The following is a 19047-nucleotide window of genomic DNA, read 5'->3' as shown; positions in this document are numbered from 1 at the left end:
ATTCTCAATTAAAATTAAACAATAATAGAATTATGAAAACCAATTTTAGTCGCATAGTAGCGATATCAGGTTTAGCATTTTTTACAATAGTATCTTGTAAAGAAGAAGCTAAAAAAGAGAAAGTCATGGCAGAAGTAAAAACGCCAGGAATTGTTTTAGAAAACATGGATACAACTGTAAATCCAAAAGATGATTTTTATAATTACGTCAATGGTAATTGGGCCAAGAGCAATACCATTCCGGATGACGAATCTAGCTGGGGTGGATTTGGAGTTTTACGTAAGTCTACAAGGCATGATGTTTTAGATATTTTAAAAACATCAAAAGAATTAGGAACTTACACTGAAGGATCTGACCAAAGAAAAGCGTTATTAATTTACGAATCTGAATTAGATACTATTGCACGTAATGAAGCTGGTATTACACCACTACAACCTTTATTAGATAAAATAAATAGCATTAAAAATCTTAGCGATATGCAAACCGTTTTTGCTTCTACGTTAGGAGTTGCAGCACCATTTGCAGGTATTGGAGCTAATGCAGATCTTAATGATAGTAGTATGAATACGGCTTGGGTATTTCCAGGTGGTTTAGGCTTACAACGCGATTATTATATAGATGAAGATGAAAAAACTGTAGAAATCAGAGGTAAATATGTAGATCATATCACAAGAATGCTTCAATACATTAATTACTCAGAAGCAGATGCACGCACTGCAGCAGAAAAGATTTTAGCTTTAGAAACAGAATTAGCAAAGCCACGTTTAGATAAAGTAGCAAGTAGAGATATTAGAAATTTTAATAATCCAACGGCACTTACAGATTTACAAAAAATGGCACCTTCTATTAATTGGCAAAAATTAATGGATGATATGGGTGTTGACAAAAAAGTAGACACACTTACTGTAATGCAACCTGCTTACATGAAAGCGATGGATGCATTTTTAAAAGCGACTCCAATAGAAGACCTAAAAACAATGATGGTTTGGAATACGCTAGATAATTCAGCAAGTATGCTTACAACCGAAATGGAGAAAGCTAATTGGGAATTTTTCGGAAAAACACTTAATGGATCTAAAGCGATGCGCCCAGCAGACGAACGTGCTTTAGGAACTGTAGATGGTAGCGTAGGTGAAGCAATAGGACAATTATATGTACAAGCTAAATTTCCACCAGAAGCAAAAGTGAAAGCTGAAAAAATGATTGCAAACGTTATTAAGGCTTTTCAAAACAGAATTAATAAGCTAGACTGGATGAGCGAAGAAACAAAGAAGAAAGCCATTGTTAAGCTTGATAAATTCACCGTTAAGATTGCTTACCCAGATGAATGGGAAGATTACTCAACTATGCAAATAGAAGAAGGTAACACGTATGCAGAAAACATGATGGCTGTTGGTGCTTGGGCTCAAAAGAAAAACTTAGAAGACATTAACGAACCTGTTGATAAATCTAAATGGGGAATGGCGCCACAAACCGTTAATGCTTATTTTAACCCAATGAACAATGAAATTGTTTTTCCTGCGGCTATTTTACAACCTCCTTTCTACAACTACACAGCTGATGAAGCTGTAAATTATGGTGGAATTGGTGCTGTAATTGGTCATGAAATTTCTCATGCTTTTGATGATTCTGGTGCACGTTTTGACGGAGATGGAAATGTAAATAACTGGTGGACACCAGAAGATTTAGTAGAATTTGAAAAAAGAGGAAAAGCTTTAGCGGATCAATATTCTGCTATTAAAGTTTTAGATAGCGTTTACATTAACGGAGCTTATACTCTAGGAGAAAACATTGGAGATCTTGGTGGTGTACTAGGTGCTTATGATGGTTTACAACTTTATTTTGAAGAACATGGAAGACCAGAAAACATTGATGGTTTTACACCAGAACAACGCTTCTTTATGTCTTGGGCTACTGTATGGAGAACATTAACAAGAGAAGAGGGATTAAGATCACAAATTAAATCTGACCCACACTCTCCTGGAATTTATAGAGCGACACAACCTTTAAAAAATATAGACGCTTTCTATGAGGCTTTTAATATTAAAGAAGGAGACTCAATGTATTTAGCACCTGAAAAGCGTGTAAGAATCTGGTAAATAAATCAATCTAGATATAAAACAAAAAAGCAGCTCAATGAGCTGCTTTTTTTATGATATGTAAAAAATATTAATTCTTTTTACCTGCTGCTTGTTGTGCACGTTGTGCTTTTTGAGCCTCTAATGCTTCTCTACTTATTTTAGCTAAGTTAAAATTAGGGTCAATAGCTAAAGCATCATTCATAAATTTTAATGCAGAATCTATATTTTCAGTATTGTTTTCTGTGAATGACAAAAGGCCTTTTAAATACAACAAACTAGCTTTCATAGAAGTTTCGTAAGGTTGTTGGCGCTCATAAAAAGCACGTTTCATATCGTCTTTTACATTAGCTAAACCATATTCTATATTTAATTTCGCTCCTGCTAAATCTTTAGTTTGAATTTTCATATCTGCTAATTCATAAGCCAAGTAAACATTAGGATCACGCTTATAAAGCACTTCAAAATGATCAAGTGCCATTTTTGGTTGATTTAAGTTTTTTAACGCTAATGCTTTTACCTCAACATTCATATCAGAATCTGTTGCATTTTTTTCAACTCCAATAGTATTTAAAGCTTGCATATATTGTCCATCAGAAAGGTATATGTATGCTAAAGTATCTTTACGCGCCACAGAAGGCTCTATAACTTCGAGATGTGTCATAGCATTAATAACGCCTTGAGTATCTCCTTGTTTTTTCATTTGTTTGTAATAGTCTTCAAAATGATTTTTCAGTTCTGTATTGCTTTGCGCAAAAATACTTACCGAAAATAACATAAGAATTGCAATTGTAATAGTCTTCATCTGTCCTTAAGTTTATTGTTCTTTAATTTATTGAAAATATGAGGTTAAATCTATAAAAATTAATAAGAAAAGGTCTTAAAAATCTATTAATTTCTAAGGCACCACTTTAAAAGTATAATTCAAAAGTTGTACCAATATTTTACTTTCTACAATTTTCCCTTTACTTTCTTCTGCAGTACTAAATTCTGGTAAGGGTAAATTTTTGGCAGCACAGTAATTTGTATAATAGTCTTTTTTACAAATATGGCTTGGATAAACAGCATTGAGTGTTGTACCCCAAAGATCATTATCAAGTATATGAGCAATAATTGAAATGCAATCTGTTCTATGAATTAAATTTATTGGAGCTTCCGGATTAGAAATACCTTTTCTCCCTGATAAGAATTTTGCAGGATGACGCTCATCTCCTATCAAACCTCCAAAGCGTAAAATGGTGGTTTTAAAATAAGGATTAGATTGGAGCATTTTTTCTATTTCTATAAGTTGCTTACCATTATCCGCACTTGCATTAGGAAGTGTTTTCGCTGTTATAACAGGAAAAGGAACTTCATCTTCATATACCGAAGTAGAACTGATATACAAAACGTGTTTTATGCTCTGTTTTTCAATTTGATGGATTAAATGTTCTATTTCTACAACATGATTTTTATTCGGGTTTCTCCTTAATCCTGGTGGAATATTAATAATTACAGTATCACTTCCTGTTAAAAATTGAGCACATTCTTCTGAAACTCCAGATTCAGTTAAGCTTACTAAAAAGGGCGCTATACCATGTAATTTTAATACCTCTAATTTATCTCTAGAGGTTGTAGAACCTTGAACTTTAAACCCTAACTCTACCAGTTTAGTAGCCAAAGAAAACCCTAACCAACCACAACCTATAATACTAATTTGTCCTTTCAATACAATCAAATAATTTACGTGTTTAAAGATAATGAATATTTATGCCTTTACAGCTCCATTTTATTAAGTCATTAATTTTCAGTAACTTTAAGACAATCTCTAATTTATAAACAACAATCTTATGGCTATTAAAAATTTTCAAGGCGCACGTAAACAACAAAATATAACCGAAACAAAAATGTTAAGAGTCAGAGACTATATGTCTACAAATCTTATAACATTTAAACCCAATCAACCTATACAAGAAGTTGTAGAAACTTTAATAAAGAATAAGATTTCTGGTGGTCCTGTGGTAAATGACAAACAAGAATTAATTGGAATTATTTCTGAAGGAGATTGTTTAAAGCAATTAAGCGAAAGTAGATATTACAATATGCCATTAAAACATGATACTGTAGATAAACGAATGGCTATTAGTGTTGAAACCATTGATGGAAATATGAATATTTTTGATGCTACAAATAAGTTTTTAAATTCTAAGCGAAGGCGTTTCCCTATTGTTGAAAACGGTAAATTAATTGGACAAATTAGTCAAAAAGATATTTTAATTGCGGCTCTAGAGCTTAAATCTGAAAATTGGAATAGTACTACAAAAGGAAGCTAATCATCACGTTTTACTAAAGCATAATACTCACCTTCTAGTGGCAAATAACCTTGGTCGTAAACAAAGTAATAAATCGTACCAGCTTTAGTGGTATAAGTACTTGTAAAATAGTTAAAATCAAAACCTTTTTCTATAAGCTTAGCTCTAGAGCACTTCATCTTTTTATTAGGATTAAGTGCTTCTAAAATTCTATAATTTTTTCTTAATCGGTTATTGGTATTTCTAATTAGGTTCTTAGAATCCTTATTGAGACGGTTATTTTGTGCGTTTCTGCAACCATCACTACAGTATTTCTTATCAACTCTACCGATAATTAAATCACCACATTCTGGACATTTTTTTCGCATATTGTAAAATTAAGTTCTTACAATATACTAATTAAAAATCATTATAAACCACTAGCAATGATTACAGTATTGGTATTATTTACTTTTTTATAGATATCAACTTTAAATACTTTTGATTTAAAATAATTCACCAAACTATCAATTTTACTCTCATTAGAAGCCTTTACCGAAGCATTAAAGAGAATAAAACCTTTTGATGATTTTGAGTTTAAAACGGAAGTCCAAAATTCTTGACTCAAAAATTTATCGGGTACGGTAAGATCTATATAAAGGTCAACAATAATTAAGTCAAAAGGTTTTGTATTTGTCTTTATAAACTGAAAAGCATCTGCACAATTGATTTTTAATTGACTACTTTCAGTAATACCAAATTCCGTTTTAGCAATATCAATAACAACAGGATCTAGTTCTACTGCTTCTATAAATTTAGTATAGCTAAAATCACTTCTAAGCGTTTCAATAACACTTCCTCCACCCATGCCTAAAACTAAAACAGAATTAACACTGTTAAGGTTTATTTTCTGAAGTCCAAATTTTAAAATACGCTGTAAAGATCCATAACTGTAATTAGCATTTTCTGAATTAAGATGCTTTCTCCCGTTATACCAAGTAATTTCTAATTCACCACTATATTTTGACGTTATGGTTTTAGTAACGGGATAGATATAACTTAATATTCGCTTCATAATGGACTTAAAGGTAAGATTTATTCTACCTGTTTATAGTTTTAAAATGCTATGTAAAATTACAAATGGTATGTTTAGCACGATTATTTAGTTATTTCAAATAATTTAGCTACGAATATCACAAATTAACACAACTAAAATGTGTTGGATTTTCTATTTTTGAAAACTGAAAGATAATACGCCTTAGATTTTAAATACCATTTTATGAAAAAAGATATTGAATTTCCAAAAGTACAAGATGTTTACGTTACTGTTGTGCAAGAAAAACATTTAGAGTATAAAACTTTAGATTGGAATGCTTATATCATTAACAATAGCGATAAAGATCTAGACACCGTACTTATTGTTTCTAGAGGGTATAGCGACACTAAATTAACACCTGTAATGCGACATACCATAGCAAAACTGCCAGCAAGAAGTTATGCTAAAATTGAATTTTTACAAGAAAAGGTTATAGAACTAAATAACGAATTTAAAGTCACCTTTTTTGAAGGCAACAAAATGTATGATAAAAGCTATTTATTTAGAAAAAACACCATTAATGAAAAGGCCTTACAAACGGTACCTTTAATGCAAATGAAAGGTATTCTTGTAAAATAAAATTCCTGTAAAAAGCAGGAATCTCACTATATGTTTTATAAAAGTTTAATCTAATTTATCTACTAATTTCTCAAAGACTTTTTTAGGGTTTTTATTTTCATATAAAATCTCGTAAACAGCTTTAATAATTGGCAATTGCGCTTTACTCTTATTCTTTTTATTTAAATCGTAAGCGCTTTTAGTAGCGTAATAACCTTCTGCAACCATGCTCATTTCCATTTGTGCAGATTTAACAGTGTAACCTTTACCTACCATACTTCCAAACATTCTATTACGAGAAAACACAGAATAACCCGTAACTAATAAATCACCTAAATAGGCTGAATTATTAATGTTTCGCTTCATTTTGTGTGTCTTTTTAATAAAGCGCTTCATTTCTCGAATAGCATTACTCATCAACACACTTTGAAAATTATCGCCATACCCCAAACCATGTGCAATTCCGGCAGCGATAGCATAAATATTTTTAAGCATTACGGCATATTCTATACCAATTACATCATCACTCGTTTTAGTTTTAATGTAATCGCTAGATAAATTATCTGCAATAGATTGTGCTTTTTCAGTATCGTCACAAGCAATGGTTAAATAAGATAAACGCTCTAAAGCTACTTCTTCTGCATGGCAAGGACCTGCAATGACAGCAATGTTATTAAAAGGAATATTATAGATATCATGAAAATGCTCACCGACTAATTTTCCGGTTTCGGGCATAATGCCTTTTACAGCAGAAACTATTGTTTTATTACTAATATCTACTGTAAGTTTTTCGAGTTCAGAATGAATAAAAGCAGAAGGAATAACAAAAACAAGCACATCTGCCCAATCTGCTATTTCATTAATATCATTACTTATTTTTAATTGATCTGTATGGAATTCTACCGAACTTAAATAACTAGGGTTGTGTTGTTCTTTTAAGAGATGTTCTTTAACATAAGAACTTCTCATATACCAACCGACTTCTTCTAAGTTTTCGCAAAGCATTTTTACAATTGCAGTTGCCCAACTTCCAGCGCCAAATACAGCGTATTTTGTAGTGTCACTCATAAGGTTTTAATCAATTTTAATATATCAAAAGTACATAAAAATTATAGAAAAACTCTTGTTAACACTGAGTAGAAACCATACAATTAGCATCAATTTATATAACCTAAAAAAACACTTATTGTGTATATATAAGATAATGTTCTTTATGAATATATTTCATAATTATAAACCATAAAAAATATTTTTGGCATATGTTTTGAAACTAAACTAAGTAGTAACTATAAACCGTTAAATTATGAAAACGACAAAACTACTCTTAGGATTTGCTTTTATAGCAACATTATTTACCTCATGTTATACTGAAGAGGTTTATATAAATGACGAGCCAGCAATATCATTAAACCAATTATTAAATTCTTACGATTTATGGTATGTCGATATTAATGCAACACAAGGTTATAATGAAACCTCATTTTTACAAATGGCATTTACTATTTCATTTAATAATGGTCGACTATACGCTAATAATAATTTAGTTGGTATAGGAAGCCAAGGTAATGGTTATGGTGTACAAATAGGAACCTATAGTGCTTATGATATGATTATAGATATAGACCATATTATTGATGGTTATGATAGCTTTGATGTATACCAAATAGATAATAATACCATTGAATTGTACAACCCTTATAATGACACGTCTTATTTTTTAGATGGTTACCAAAGATCTAACTTCGATTATGATTTTGTTTTCTATGATAACATTCATTATTTCTTACAAGAATATGAAGCTTGGGAGAAAACATACACAAGCAATTTTGGTGCTTTAAACGACTTTGATAACGAAAATTATTTACAATTTTTAGCTGGTGGAAATGACGATACTTTTAGAAGTTCTCAAGATCAAAATATCTATAACACTAATAATATTTATTGGGATTTTACAGGAAACTATAACGTCGGTGATATTTCTGGAAATATGTACTCAAAAAGATTAACATTAGATTATGATTTCTTTTATAATGAATTCTTCAAACTCACCGTTATAGATGACAGTACGATAGAGTTGTTACATTCAAGTTCTGGTACAGTTTACGAATTTAAAGGACGAGGATACATTGCTTATTACAGAAGTGAGAATTCTAAAAATAAATCCACTACAAAAATTGAAAGTGGTAAAATGCGTAAGCAGAAAACTAAAAAAGTAGAGAATACAAGACATAGTGAAAGAAGCTAAATTTGGTTGGTTATTTAGCTTCAAAAACGCTCAGTAAAACATATAGTTTTAACTGAGCGTTTTCTTTTTTTTTAATAATTATTACTAAATAATAGTTGTTTTTCAGCACTAAGCACGCTATTCTTTGACATTAACCCACTTATTTAAAGTAGAATATAACTCATCCTTAATGATTGGTTTAGAAAGAAAACCTAAACATCCTTTTTTGTAACATCTTTCTTTTTCATCTGGCATTGAATATGCCGTTTGCATAATAATTTTAGCCATAGGATTTATTTTTAAAATTTCTCCCATTGCTTCAATTCCATTCATGGCAGGCATTCTAATATCTAGTAACACAATATCAATAGCCTCTGTATTACTATAGATTTCTACAGCCTCGACACCTGTTTTAGCAAATAAAACATTTGCTCCAGTATCTTTGAGGACTATTTTAAAGAGTAATCTTATTAAAGAATCATCTTCTGCTATTAAAATGGTTTTGTTCTTTAAGAAGTCCTTTCTTTTAGGTAGAGCTACTTTTTTCCTTACCAAGTCTTCTTTTGCATATTTAATAGGGATTGTAAACTCAAATAAGGTTCCTTTGTTTTCCTCTGAACTTACAGTAATATCTCCACCCAATAAAGTTAATATACCTTTACAAATAGTAAGACCTAATCCTGTGCCTCCATATTTGGCATTACTTTCGTAATTAAGTTGTTTAAAGCGCTCAAATATTTCTATTTGTTTACTTTTTTTAATCCCCATTCCGTTATCTTGAACAAAGAACTTAATAGTATTATCATTCACATTGAACCCGAATGAAATTTCTCCTTTTTCAGAAAACTTTAAAGCATTGTTTAAAAGGTTAGAAACAACTTGTTGCAGGCGATGCTCATCGGTAATGATATATAATGGTTTAACGGGAATATGTGTTTTAAAAACAATATCTTTTTTATGCTTTGCTATTTTTAGTTGGTTATAAGTAATCTCTAAGTTTGAGATTAAACTTGAAATATCACATTCTTTAAAAGATACTTTTAACTCATTAGATTCTATTTTAGCAATATCAATAATATCATCGATTAAGTTTAAAAGTTGTTTAGAATTTCCATCTATTATTTCAAGATACTTAAAACGTTCTTCTTTAGTTAAACTATCATTTTTTAATAATTCAGAAAAACCTAAAACACCATTCATTGGGGTTCTTATTTCATGACTCATATTAGCAAGAAAATAGTTTTTATGAAGGTTAGCTTCTTCTGCTATTTTTTTTGCATTTATAAGTTCTACCTCAGATAGTTTTTGACTAGTAACGTCCTGAGCAGCACCTCTTAAAGCTATTTTATTCCCATCTTTATCTTCAACAATTTCTCCTTGTGCTTTAATCCAAATTTTATTTCCATCAGACCTGTAAAGATTTAATTCTAACTCATATGGAGTACCATATTTTTTGGTTTTTTCTATGGCTTTAGATAATTTAGCCCAACTCTCTTTTGTAAAAAGGTTTTCTTGTTCCTTATAGTCTGGGGGTTGAGAATTAGGATCTAATCCATAGATTTTAAATAATTGTCCAGTCCAAGTTACTTTATCGGTTTTTATATCTAAATACCATCCGCCAACGTGAGTTAATTCTTGAACTCTATTAAGTTCTTTTTCACTTTTACTAAGTGCTTCTTCTTTATTTTTTAGCTCTGTAAAATCTGCAATAGTACCTGCAAATTCACCTTTTTTAGGTGAAAATATATTTATAAAATAATGTTTTTTTGAATTTGCAATGTAGGTCTCAAAAGTTTGATTTTCTCCAGACAATGCTGTTTTTCCATATTTTGAAATCCAGTCATTAGGGTCATGCTCTATCCCTGGAATTATTTCTAAAATCCTTTTTCCAATAATTTCATCTGTTGTAAGATTCAATATCTCTTCAAAAGCAGGGTTTACATCAATATATTCCCAATCTACGGGCTCACCATCTTTATTGGTTATAATTTTTGCATGCATAAAACCTTCATTAAGGTTCTCAAACAATTTATGATATTTTACACCGGTATCTAGAAGCTCGAGTTCTGTTTCTATAAGCTTGTTAATGTTATTTAAAGTAATTACTACTCCATTAATAATTTTATTAGATGTAATAAATGGACTTATTCGTAATAAATAGTGGTTATCATCCTGATCTTTGACTTGTTTTTCAACAATTTTTAATTTGTCTAACACAAATTTAGAATCTTGAATAATTGAGTTCCTAGTATCTTCTTTAAAATTAGACGTAAAGCTAGATAATGTTCTGCCAAGATCTACCTCATCTAAATTAAAGACCTCTTTTAATGCTGGTGTAAATTTTCTTATTCTTAAATCAGTATCTAAGAATAAAGTTGCAATTTCCGTATTATCTAAAAGATTAGTAATATCATTATTAAGGTTTGTAAGTTCCTTATTTTTTTCCTGCATTTCTGTATTTACAGTATACAGTTCTTCATTTACAGATTGTAATTCTTCATTTGTACTTTGCAACTCTTCATTAGATGCCATTAACTCTTCATTAGACGATTGTAACTCTTCGTTACTCGTTTCTAATTCTTCAATAGCATTTTGTAATTCTGTTTTAGCTATTTTTAAGGCTGTTTCTAAATCTTCTAATCTTTGATTAGATACCTCATCTAAATCAATATTTCCTAAAACTAAAGGAGTTGCATTTGCTAAAGGTATATCGTTTGTAAACTCAATTAAATAGCAATTATTTAGATTATCATAATCCTGTGCTTTATGAAATTTTAAATCAAAAGAATAAGATTTCCCAAGGGTTTCATTAATAACACCCTCAATGATAACGTCGTGCTTTGTAGCTTCTGCTCTTCTAATACCGCTTCTAATAATAACAGCAATATCTGGATTCACCATTTTTAAGAGGTTATTCTGAAAAATTCCAGAACTGTGCGAAAGACGTTTCCCTGCATCTCCATTAATAAATAGAATATTAAAATCATGATCTATAAATATAGAATCTGGACTAAATTTTTGACTTAAATATTTATGAAACACCAGTTCAGGGCTTTCTTTTATATTTAAAACAGGAGTACTTCTGGGTGTTTCAGGATATTTATACGCAAGTGTTGTTATTCTATCTAAATTAGAACTGTGCGAAGGGATTTGTTTTGGAGGAGAAATATTTTGAAATATTTTCCATTTAACATCAATCGTTTTAAACAACTTAGCAACTTCACCTAAAGACTCACTATTACCTAAAAACAAATAAGAAAATTGATTTAAAGCAAACTGAAAATTAAACATTACCTTTTTTTGAATATTAGTATCAAAATAGATAAGTAAATTTCTACAAGAAATAAGATCCATTCTTATAAATGGAGGATCTTTAATTAGGTTGTGATTAGAAAATACAATCTTCTCTCTAATGCGTTTAATGATCTGAATTCTATCACCATTTTTAATAAAGTACTGGTCTAAATATGGCTTTTCAATTTCATTTATAATATTTACGTGATATACACCTACCCCAGCTATAACAAGTGCTCTTGGATCTATATCGGTTGCAAATATCTTAAAATCGAGATTTAATTGATGTGTTCTTAGATAATTATCTATTAGAATCGCTAAAGAATAAACTTCTTCACCAGTAGAACATCCTGCAATCCAAACACGGATAGTACTTTCACTATTTCTGTTTTTACAAATCTCGGGGATTACTGTGTTTTTTAATCTTTCAAAAGCTTCTGTATCTCTAAAGAAACGAGTAACTCCAATTAAAAAATCTTCTTTTAGGGATTGTTGTTCACTTACATTACTAGACAAATAAGTCGCATAATCAAAAACATGATCTATGTTATTGATATTCATACGCTTCTCAATTCTTCTTAAAAGCGTATTTTTTTTGTACTCCCTAAAATCTACTCCAGAGTATTTATAAACGATGGTAAGTATATCGTTTATTAAAGTTTCATTTGAAGGATGCTTGTTAAAATCTTCTTGAAGTAATGGTCTGCTAATAGGATTTTTATGTAATATTTCTGCAATCTTAGGCGGACTTAAAATGTAATCTACTGTATTAGTTGAAATGGCTGAATTTGGCATTCCATCAAACTGAGCCGTAGAAGGGTCTTGTACAATAATTGTCCCTCCACCTTCTTTTATCGTTTTAATTCCTCTTGAACCATCAGAACCAGTCCCGGAAAGTATAACACCAATAGAACGTTCTTTATATTCTTCACCTAAAGTGTGAAAAAAGATATCTATAGGAAGGTTTAAATTGTGTTTAGGTCCTTTATCTAAAAGATAAAGTTCAGAACCTTTAACATGCAGGTTTTTACTTCTCTGATTTAAGTAAATACAATTGGGTTTTATTGTTTGCTTATCTTCCGCTGTATAAATAGGCATTTTAGTATGCTTACTAAGCAATTCTGGCATAAGACTTTTAAAATCTGGAGACAGATGCTGAATAATAATAAAAGCCATTCCAGTATCGCTTGGCAGATGATCAAAGAGGTTTTGAATTGCATCTAAACCTCCTGCAGAGGCACCAATACCTACAACGTAGAACTTAGGGTCGTTCTTTTTCATTGAGTTTTTGTTGTAAAACAGTTTTAAAAAGGGGAAACTATCTTACTTAATTAGGGGGTTAATTTTTGTGTTGTATTATATATACGTGAAAAAGGAAAAATAAGTTTTATAAAATTATAAAACTTAGACAATGAAATTGTAATCTAACTTTCACTTATATATTTAGGGCGCATGTAATAATCTTAATGTATTAACTAATAATAACAGGCTTATAAAGTTGTGTCGTAGTTTTTTCATCAGCCCGTTTTACATAAAAAGTAAAAAAGGAAGTGATACTTATTGAATACTTACGAAAACGTAAGCAATTACTTTTATAATGAATAAGAATTCTACTACACACATAATTACCACAAGAAATTAGCTTTGCGGTAATACATATTTTTAGAGAATACAGAATTGTTTTACCAAAATCTGCTGTAGAATAAATCATTAAGTAGTTATAATAAATGTCAAAAATAATGATAAATATAACCAATTAAGGCATAATTTATATTAAGTCCAGATTATTAAATTCTGATTACCTATGTTTTAGGTATAAGTTTTATTAATATGAAAAATTTATAAGCCTTTTAAAACAACCTCTAAATCTTCTAGACTATTCGGTTTTGCTATAATTACTTTAGAAGCATCTAATAAAAAATACGTTGGTGTAGAAGACACTCCATAGTTTTTTACTAATGGATTATCCCATTTTCCCAAACCAATTTGATGTATAAACTCAGGGTATTTTTTAATTTCTCTTTTCCAATTAGTATCGTTATTCTCTAAACCAAAAGCAACAACTTGCAAATTTGGCTTATTAGCTACCATTTTTTTTACTTTAGGCAATTCATTTAAACAATGACCACAAGCACTACTCCAAAAAATAAGCAAATAATTATCAGCACCTTCTAATTGATGTAAACTTGTTTTTTTATCATCAGATGTAATTTCAAAATCGGATGCAACAACACCGATTGAAGTATTTTTAAAAGAAATAAGCATATCTTCTAAAACCATATTATTTGTTTCCTTAGCTAACTCTAACAAATAGTGATCTGTAATGTAATTGGCTACTTCATTATTTTCTATGCTTACAAAATTTTGCCAAAGCATTTGTAAAAGACTTATTTTAATAGCAGAATCATTATCTCCAATAGCCTTAGCAACATCATCTATATGTGCTTCGTAAGTTTCATTATTTGGATTTGAAACCATATTAAAAACATATGCTGTTACACGATCTGTTAAATACGAAGAACTCTGTAAAAGGTAATCACTAAAATCTACCTGACTTAAATAATGCGCTTTAAGATGTTCTGAGTAAACACTTATCGTTTCATATTTTTCAGGTATATAAGGACGATTAGCAATAATAAAACGAGAAACCAACTTACCTTCAGCTAATTCTTCATAGGCAGTTTGCGTGTCTTTTAAAGTCTTAAAAATAGCTTTAAACCCTTTTTTATCTGAATTCGATTTACCAAAATAATTACTTATGGTTTGGTTAACCATATCAATACTTTTTAAATAAGAACTCCAAAGTTTATTTTCTTCAGAAGCTGTAAAGACTAAACCATTAGCATGACTAAAATTAAAAGCAACATCTTCTTTTCCGTCGTAGATAAAATCAAAATTATTCTCTTCTGGAGGTGTTGCATATACAATTTTATAAATCCCAGGTGTTAATGTAGAATCTAATTGAATTTCAAAATTACCCTTCTCATCTATTTGACCTCTATTAACATAACTAGCACTCTCTGGTGTTGCTTCGTATAAAAAAGCATAGCTAAAATCTTCTACAGGCGAAAATGTTCCTTTTACACTTTGCGCTTGTAACAGTAATGGTAAAACCAAAAGTAGAATTAATAATTTTTTCATCTTATAAATTGTTTTCATTATACCTCTAAAAAGAGGTCTTGTAAGCTTATAAATTATGATGTAAACTTAATACTTATTCGTATGCTATAATAACGGTTTAACAACTTCAATAATTGTACCATTATAATTCTGTTTTTATCCCTTTTTAGACCTCACACTTTCAATAATAACGGTTGCTAATATTAAACTCCCCCCTATAAATGTATGGATTGTTGGTGTTTCGTTTAAAAAGAAATACGCTATTATAATTCCGAAAACAGGTTGTGTACTTCCTATAATACTTGCTGTACTTGCTTTAAAATGATTTAAACTATTTACAAACATTGTATGTCCTAAGGCAGTCGTTACAAATGCTAATAGTAAAACATATGGATATTGCGTTGTAATTGTAGAGGTCCCCATAAAATATAGAGTAGGCGCTAATACAAAGGAAAGTATAAGTACTTGATAAAACATAAGCATTATACTGTTATAAGTCTTTACATGATTTTTTAACATTAAAATTCTAAGCGCATAAAATAAAGCGGACAATAAGCCCGAGAGAACACCTTGCAAATGGCTACTTTCTAAATCGAATTCTGGAGCCAAAATATAAATACCTAAAAGCACCATAAGACCTAAAACAATATGCATTGAATCTAATTTAACCTTAGTAAAAAAAGGCTCTAAAAGTGCTATTAAAACAGGAAATGTAAATAGAGAAAGCATGCCTATAGCAACATTAGAGAGTTTTAAAGCATAGAAGTAAAAAATCCAATGTCCTCCCATAAATAAGGCTGCAACAATAAAAGTTCTACGGTCTTTATGATTTTTTATTTTTAGATTAATGCCTTTGTATAAACAAAATGCTAGTAAAATAAATACAGATAAAATACAACGCCACCAAATAATTACTGGAGTAGGCATATCTATAAATCTACCCAAAGGACCAGAAGTACTCATAAATAATGTTGCCAGAGTTAGCAACAATAGGTTATTTAAATGATTTTTTTCATTCATTATATATCCTTTAAAGCCAGGAGAGCCTGCTTGGTATTTTTAATTTTATCAAATGTAATAAGCAGACGTAATCCTTTTCGGGTTTGTTTTTCTTTTATGGTACATTTTCTCGCATTAGTTTGAACAAATTGCATCACTCTTAAAAAATCTGCGCTTTGATAAAAACTACTTTGCTGATCGTTTATAAAGTAACCAATCATCTTACCCTGCTTCATAATAAGCTTTTCAATCCCCATTTTAGTAGCAATCCACTTTAAACGAACACTATCTAACAAGTCGGCAACTTGTGTAGGTAACTCTCCAAAACGGTCAATAATATCAGCTTCAAACTTAGCAAGTTCTTCTTCGGTTTTAATAGCGTTTAACTTGGTATAAAGATTAAGACGCTCGGTAATATTATTTATATAATCATCTGGAAACAATAATTCAAAATCCGTATCAATGGTCATATCCTTAACGTAATTTTTAGGCTTACCATCATCTTTATATAAATCTGAAAATTCTGTTTCTTTTAATTCTTCTATCGCTTCATTTAAAATTTTCTGGTAAGTATCAAAACCGATATCGGTAATAAATCCACTTTGCTCTCCTCCTAATAAATCTCCTGCGCCACGAATTTCTAAATCTTTCATAGCAATATTAAATCCGCTACCTAATTCTGTAAATTGCTCTAAAGCCGAGATACGTTTTCTAGCATCTGATGTCATTGCAGAATGTTCTGGTGTAATAAAATAACAGAATGCTTTTTTATTACTTCGACCTACACGTCCACGCATTTGGTGCAAATCACTCAACCCAAAATTATTGGCGTTATTTATAAAAATAGTATTGGCATTTGGTACATCTAAACCACTTTCAATAATAGTAGTACTGACTAAAACATCAAATTCACCATTCATAAAAGCCAACATAAGACCTTCTAGTTTTTTTCCATCAAGCTGTCCGTGACCAATCCCTATTTTAGCATCAGGTACCAAACGTTGAATCATCCCTGCAACTTCCTTGATATTTTCAATACGATTATGAATAAAGAACACTTGTCCGCCACGCTCAATTTCATAACTCACAGCATCTCTAATGGTTTCTTCTCCAAAACGGACAACATGACTTTCAATTGGGTATCTATTTGGCGGTGCGGTATTAATAACCGATAAATCTCTTGCTGCCATTAAACTAAACTGAAGTGTTCTAGGTATTGGAGTTGCTGTCAATGTTAATACATCTACATTTTCCTTAATCGTTTTTAATTTTTCTTTTACGGCAACACCAAATTTTTGCTCTTCATCTACAATTAGTAAACCTAAATCTTTAAATTTTACGTTTTTACTAGCCAATTGGTGTGTCCCTATAATAATATCGATATTTCCATTTTCTAAGCCCTCTAATGTTTCTCGTTTTTCTTTAGCAGTTCTAAAACGATTAACATAATCTACCGTTACCGGAAAATCTTTTAAACGCTCCTTAAATGTTCGCGCATGCTGATACGCTAATATTGTTGTTGGTACCAAAACGGCAACTTGCTTTCCATTATCTACAGCTTTAAATGCTGCTCTAATTGCAACCTCTGTTTTTCCGAAACCAACATCACCACAAATTAAACGATCCATTGGACGCTCGCTTTCCATATCTTCTTTTATAGCTGCAGTAGAAGACATTTGATCTGGCGTATCTTCATAAACAAAAGAGGCTTCAAGCTCTAATTGCATATGACTATCTGGTGCGTACTGAAAACCTTTTTTAAGTTTTCTTTTCGCATATAATTTTATAAGATTGAAAGCAATTTCTTTTACTCTAGACTTTGTTTTTTGTTTTAAAGTTGTCCAAGCTTTACTTCCTAATTTGTAAACTGTCGGTGGTTTTCCATCTTTACCATTAAACTTGGTAATTTTATGTAAGGAATGAATACTGAGATACAAAATATCTCGCTCCCCATAGACTAACTTTATAGCTTCTTGCTTTTTGCCTTCTACATCTATTTTTTGAAGTCCTCCAAATTTCCCAATACCGTGATCAATATGAGTTACATAATCACCAATTTCTAGATTTGTAAGTTCCTTTAAAGTTATAGCTTGCTTTTTAGCATATCCATTTTTAAGATGGAATTTATGATAACGATCAAAAATTTGATGATCAGTATAAACCGCAATTTGATGCTCTGTATCTACAAAACCTTGATACAATGAAAGGACTATAGTCTGATAATGAACTTCTTGCTCTGCATCATCAAAAATATCATGAAACCGTTTGGCTTGCTGCTCGCTTACACAAGAAATATAATTGGTAATACCGTTAGCGTGGTTTTCATTTAAATTTTCTATTAATAAATTGAATTGCTTATTAAACGTAGGTTGTGGCGTGGTATAGAATGCAATAAGTTGCTTTGCGAATAGTGCTTCTGTTCCAAATTCAACCAAAGAATACTCTAAAAATTGACGCTTTAATAATCCCGAAGTACAGAATAACTGTTCAGGTGAAGCATGTTTTATATCACTCGACAGATTTTTAAAAGCCTCTTCTGCCTTTCCATAAAAATCATCAATTTTAGAAAATATAAAAGCGGCATTTTTAATAAATATAACCGTGTTATTGGCAACGTATTTTAAAAAACTTTCACGCTGTTCGGCTATAAGTTTATTAGCCACATTAGGTATAATACTCACCTTTTTAATACGCTCTGTAGAAAGTTGTGTTTCTACATCAAAGGTTCTTATACTATCTACTTCATCTCCAAAAAACTCTATACGATAAGGCTCATCATTAGAAAATGAAAACACATCTACAATTCCACCTCTGACAGAAAAATCACCTGGTTCTGTAACAAAATCGACACGTTTAAACTTGTATTCAAATAAAACTTCGTTTACAAAATCAATACTAAGGTCATTACCAACAGCGATCTTTAACGTATTCTTTTCAAGTTCCTTTTTAGTCACTACTTTTTCAAAAAGTGCATCTGGATACGTAACTATAATACACGGTTTTTTACGCGAATTAATACGGTTTAAAACCTCGGCACGTAACAGAACATTAGCATTATTTGTTTCTTCAATTTGATAAGGTCTACGATAACTACCCGGATAAAAAAGAACATCTTTAGCACTAATAAGTTGCTCTAAATCATTAAGGTAGTATGCCGCTTCTTCTTTATCATTAAAAACAAGTAAAAACGGTTTTTCTGCTGTTTTAAAAGCTTCCGCAACCGTAATTGAAAAAGAAGATCCTACTAGACCTTTTAAATGTGTTTTTGCTTCGCTTTGGGCAATAGTAGTTTGTAGATTTTGCAGTTGCAAAGTCTGTGCGAGTGTTTGGGTAATAGTCACTTTACTCAAGTTTCTTTGTTTGATAGTCCTGCAAATATAAAATATTTGAAATGCCCAATACTGATAA

The 19047-nt window shown here is 30.6% G+C and carries 13 protein-coding genes; 4 read left to right on the top strand and 9 right to left on the bottom strand.

Annotated features, from left to right (window positions below; translation table 11 throughout):
- Nucleotides 1-32 precede the first annotated feature (32 nt).
- Nucleotides 33-2099 carry a M13 family metallopeptidase gene (locus tag HSX10_RS00135; protein ID WP_173586169.1) on the top strand — a complete coding sequence of 689 codons (2067 nt, stop codon included), beginning with the start codon at nucleotides 33-35 and terminating at the stop codon, nucleotides 2097-2099.
- 70 nt (nucleotides 2100-2169) lie between these two features.
- On the opposite strand, the gene HSX10_RS00130 is transcribed toward HSX10_RS00135, so the two are convergent.
- Both HSX10_RS00130 and HSX10_RS00125 read right to left on the bottom strand, forming a co-directional pair.
- Entirely contained in the window at nucleotides 2170-2883 is a 714-nt protein-coding gene (locus HSX10_RS00130; RefSeq protein WP_173586168.1) for a hypothetical protein, read from the bottom strand.
- Between the two features lie 93 nt (nucleotides 2884-2976).
- Nucleotides 2977-3795, bottom strand: coding sequence for an NAD(P)H-binding protein (locus tag HSX10_RS00125; RefSeq protein WP_254453179.1), 819 nt, complete (start codon nucleotides 3793-3795; stop codon nucleotides 2977-2979).
- A gap of 112 nt (nucleotides 3796-3907) precedes the next feature.
- Here HSX10_RS00125 and HSX10_RS00120 point away from each other — a divergent pair, with 112 nt between their 5' ends.
- Entirely contained in the window at nucleotides 3908-4390 is a 483-nt protein-coding gene (locus HSX10_RS00120) for a CBS domain-containing protein (protein ID WP_173586167.1), read from the top strand.
- Here HSX10_RS00120 and HSX10_RS00115 read toward each other — a convergent pair.
- Both HSX10_RS00115 and HSX10_RS00110 read right to left on the bottom strand, forming a co-directional pair.
- On the bottom strand, nucleotides 4387-4737 hold the full coding sequence (locus tag HSX10_RS00115) for a hypothetical protein (RefSeq protein ID WP_173586166.1): 351 nt from the start codon (nucleotides 4735-4737) through the stop codon (nucleotides 4387-4389). The two genes, HSX10_RS00120 and HSX10_RS00115, sit on opposite strands and share 4 nt — an antisense overlap.
- Nucleotides 4738-4778: 41 nt before the next feature.
- Nucleotides 4779-5423 carry a spermidine synthase gene (locus HSX10_RS00110; RefSeq protein WP_173586165.1) on the bottom strand — a complete coding sequence of 215 codons (645 nt, stop codon included), beginning with the start codon at nucleotides 5421-5423 and terminating at the stop codon, nucleotides 4779-4781.
- 204 nt (nucleotides 5424-5627) lie between these two features.
- Here HSX10_RS00110 and HSX10_RS00105 point away from each other — a divergent pair, with 204 nt between their 5' ends.
- Entirely contained in the window at nucleotides 5628-6023 is a 396-nt protein-coding gene (locus tag HSX10_RS00105) for a hypothetical protein (protein ID WP_173586164.1), read from the top strand.
- 45 nt (nucleotides 6024-6068) lie between these two features.
- Here the strand turns inward: HSX10_RS00105 and HSX10_RS00100 are convergent, their stop codons facing one another.
- On the bottom strand, nucleotides 6069-7070 hold the full coding sequence (locus tag HSX10_RS00100; RefSeq protein WP_173586163.1) for an NAD(P)H-dependent glycerol-3-phosphate dehydrogenase: 1002 nt from the start codon (nucleotides 7068-7070) through the stop codon (nucleotides 6069-6071).
- A 235-nt stretch (nucleotides 7071-7305) separates the two neighbouring features.
- Here HSX10_RS00100 and HSX10_RS00095 point away from each other — a divergent pair, with 235 nt between their 5' ends.
- Complete coding sequence (locus tag HSX10_RS00095) at nucleotides 7306-8247, top strand: nicotinic acid mononucleotide adenyltransferase (RefSeq protein WP_173586162.1); 942 nt, start codon at nucleotides 7306-7308, stop codon at nucleotides 8245-8247.
- Between the two features lie 117 nt (nucleotides 8248-8364).
- On the opposite strand, the gene HSX10_RS00090 is transcribed toward HSX10_RS00095, so the two are convergent.
- The 4 genes from HSX10_RS00090 to mfd all read right to left on the bottom strand — a co-directional run bounded on the left by HSX10_RS00090 (nucleotide 8365) and on the right by mfd (nucleotide 18989).
- Nucleotides 8365-12801 (bottom strand): chemotaxis protein CheB, encoded by a 4437-nt coding sequence (locus tag HSX10_RS00090; RefSeq protein ID WP_173586161.1) that lies wholly within the window; start codon nucleotides 12799-12801, stop codon nucleotides 8365-8367.
- A 558-nt stretch (nucleotides 12802-13359) separates the two neighbouring features.
- Entirely contained in the window at nucleotides 13360-14661 is a 1302-nt protein-coding gene (locus HSX10_RS00085) for a TlpA family protein disulfide reductase (protein ID WP_173586160.1), read from the bottom strand.
- Between the two features lie 135 nt (nucleotides 14662-14796).
- Complete coding sequence (locus HSX10_RS00080; RefSeq protein ID WP_173586159.1) at nucleotides 14797-15660, bottom strand: DMT family transporter; 864 nt, start codon at nucleotides 15658-15660, stop codon at nucleotides 14797-14799.
- Nucleotides 15660-18989, bottom strand: a complete 3330-nt coding sequence (gene mfd, locus HSX10_RS00075) for a transcription-repair coupling factor (protein WP_173586158.1) — start codon at nucleotides 18987-18989, stop codon at nucleotides 15660-15662. The genes HSX10_RS00080 and mfd overlap by 1 nt, the downstream gene beginning before the upstream one ends.
- Nucleotides 18990-19047: the final 58 nt, after the last annotated feature.

It is taken from the genome of Winogradskyella undariae (assembly GCF_013285155.1).
GTDB lineage: Bacteria > Bacteroidota > Bacteroidia > Flavobacteriales > Flavobacteriaceae > Winogradskyella > Winogradskyella undariae.
This window is presented reverse-complemented; position numbering and strand designations above follow the sequence as displayed.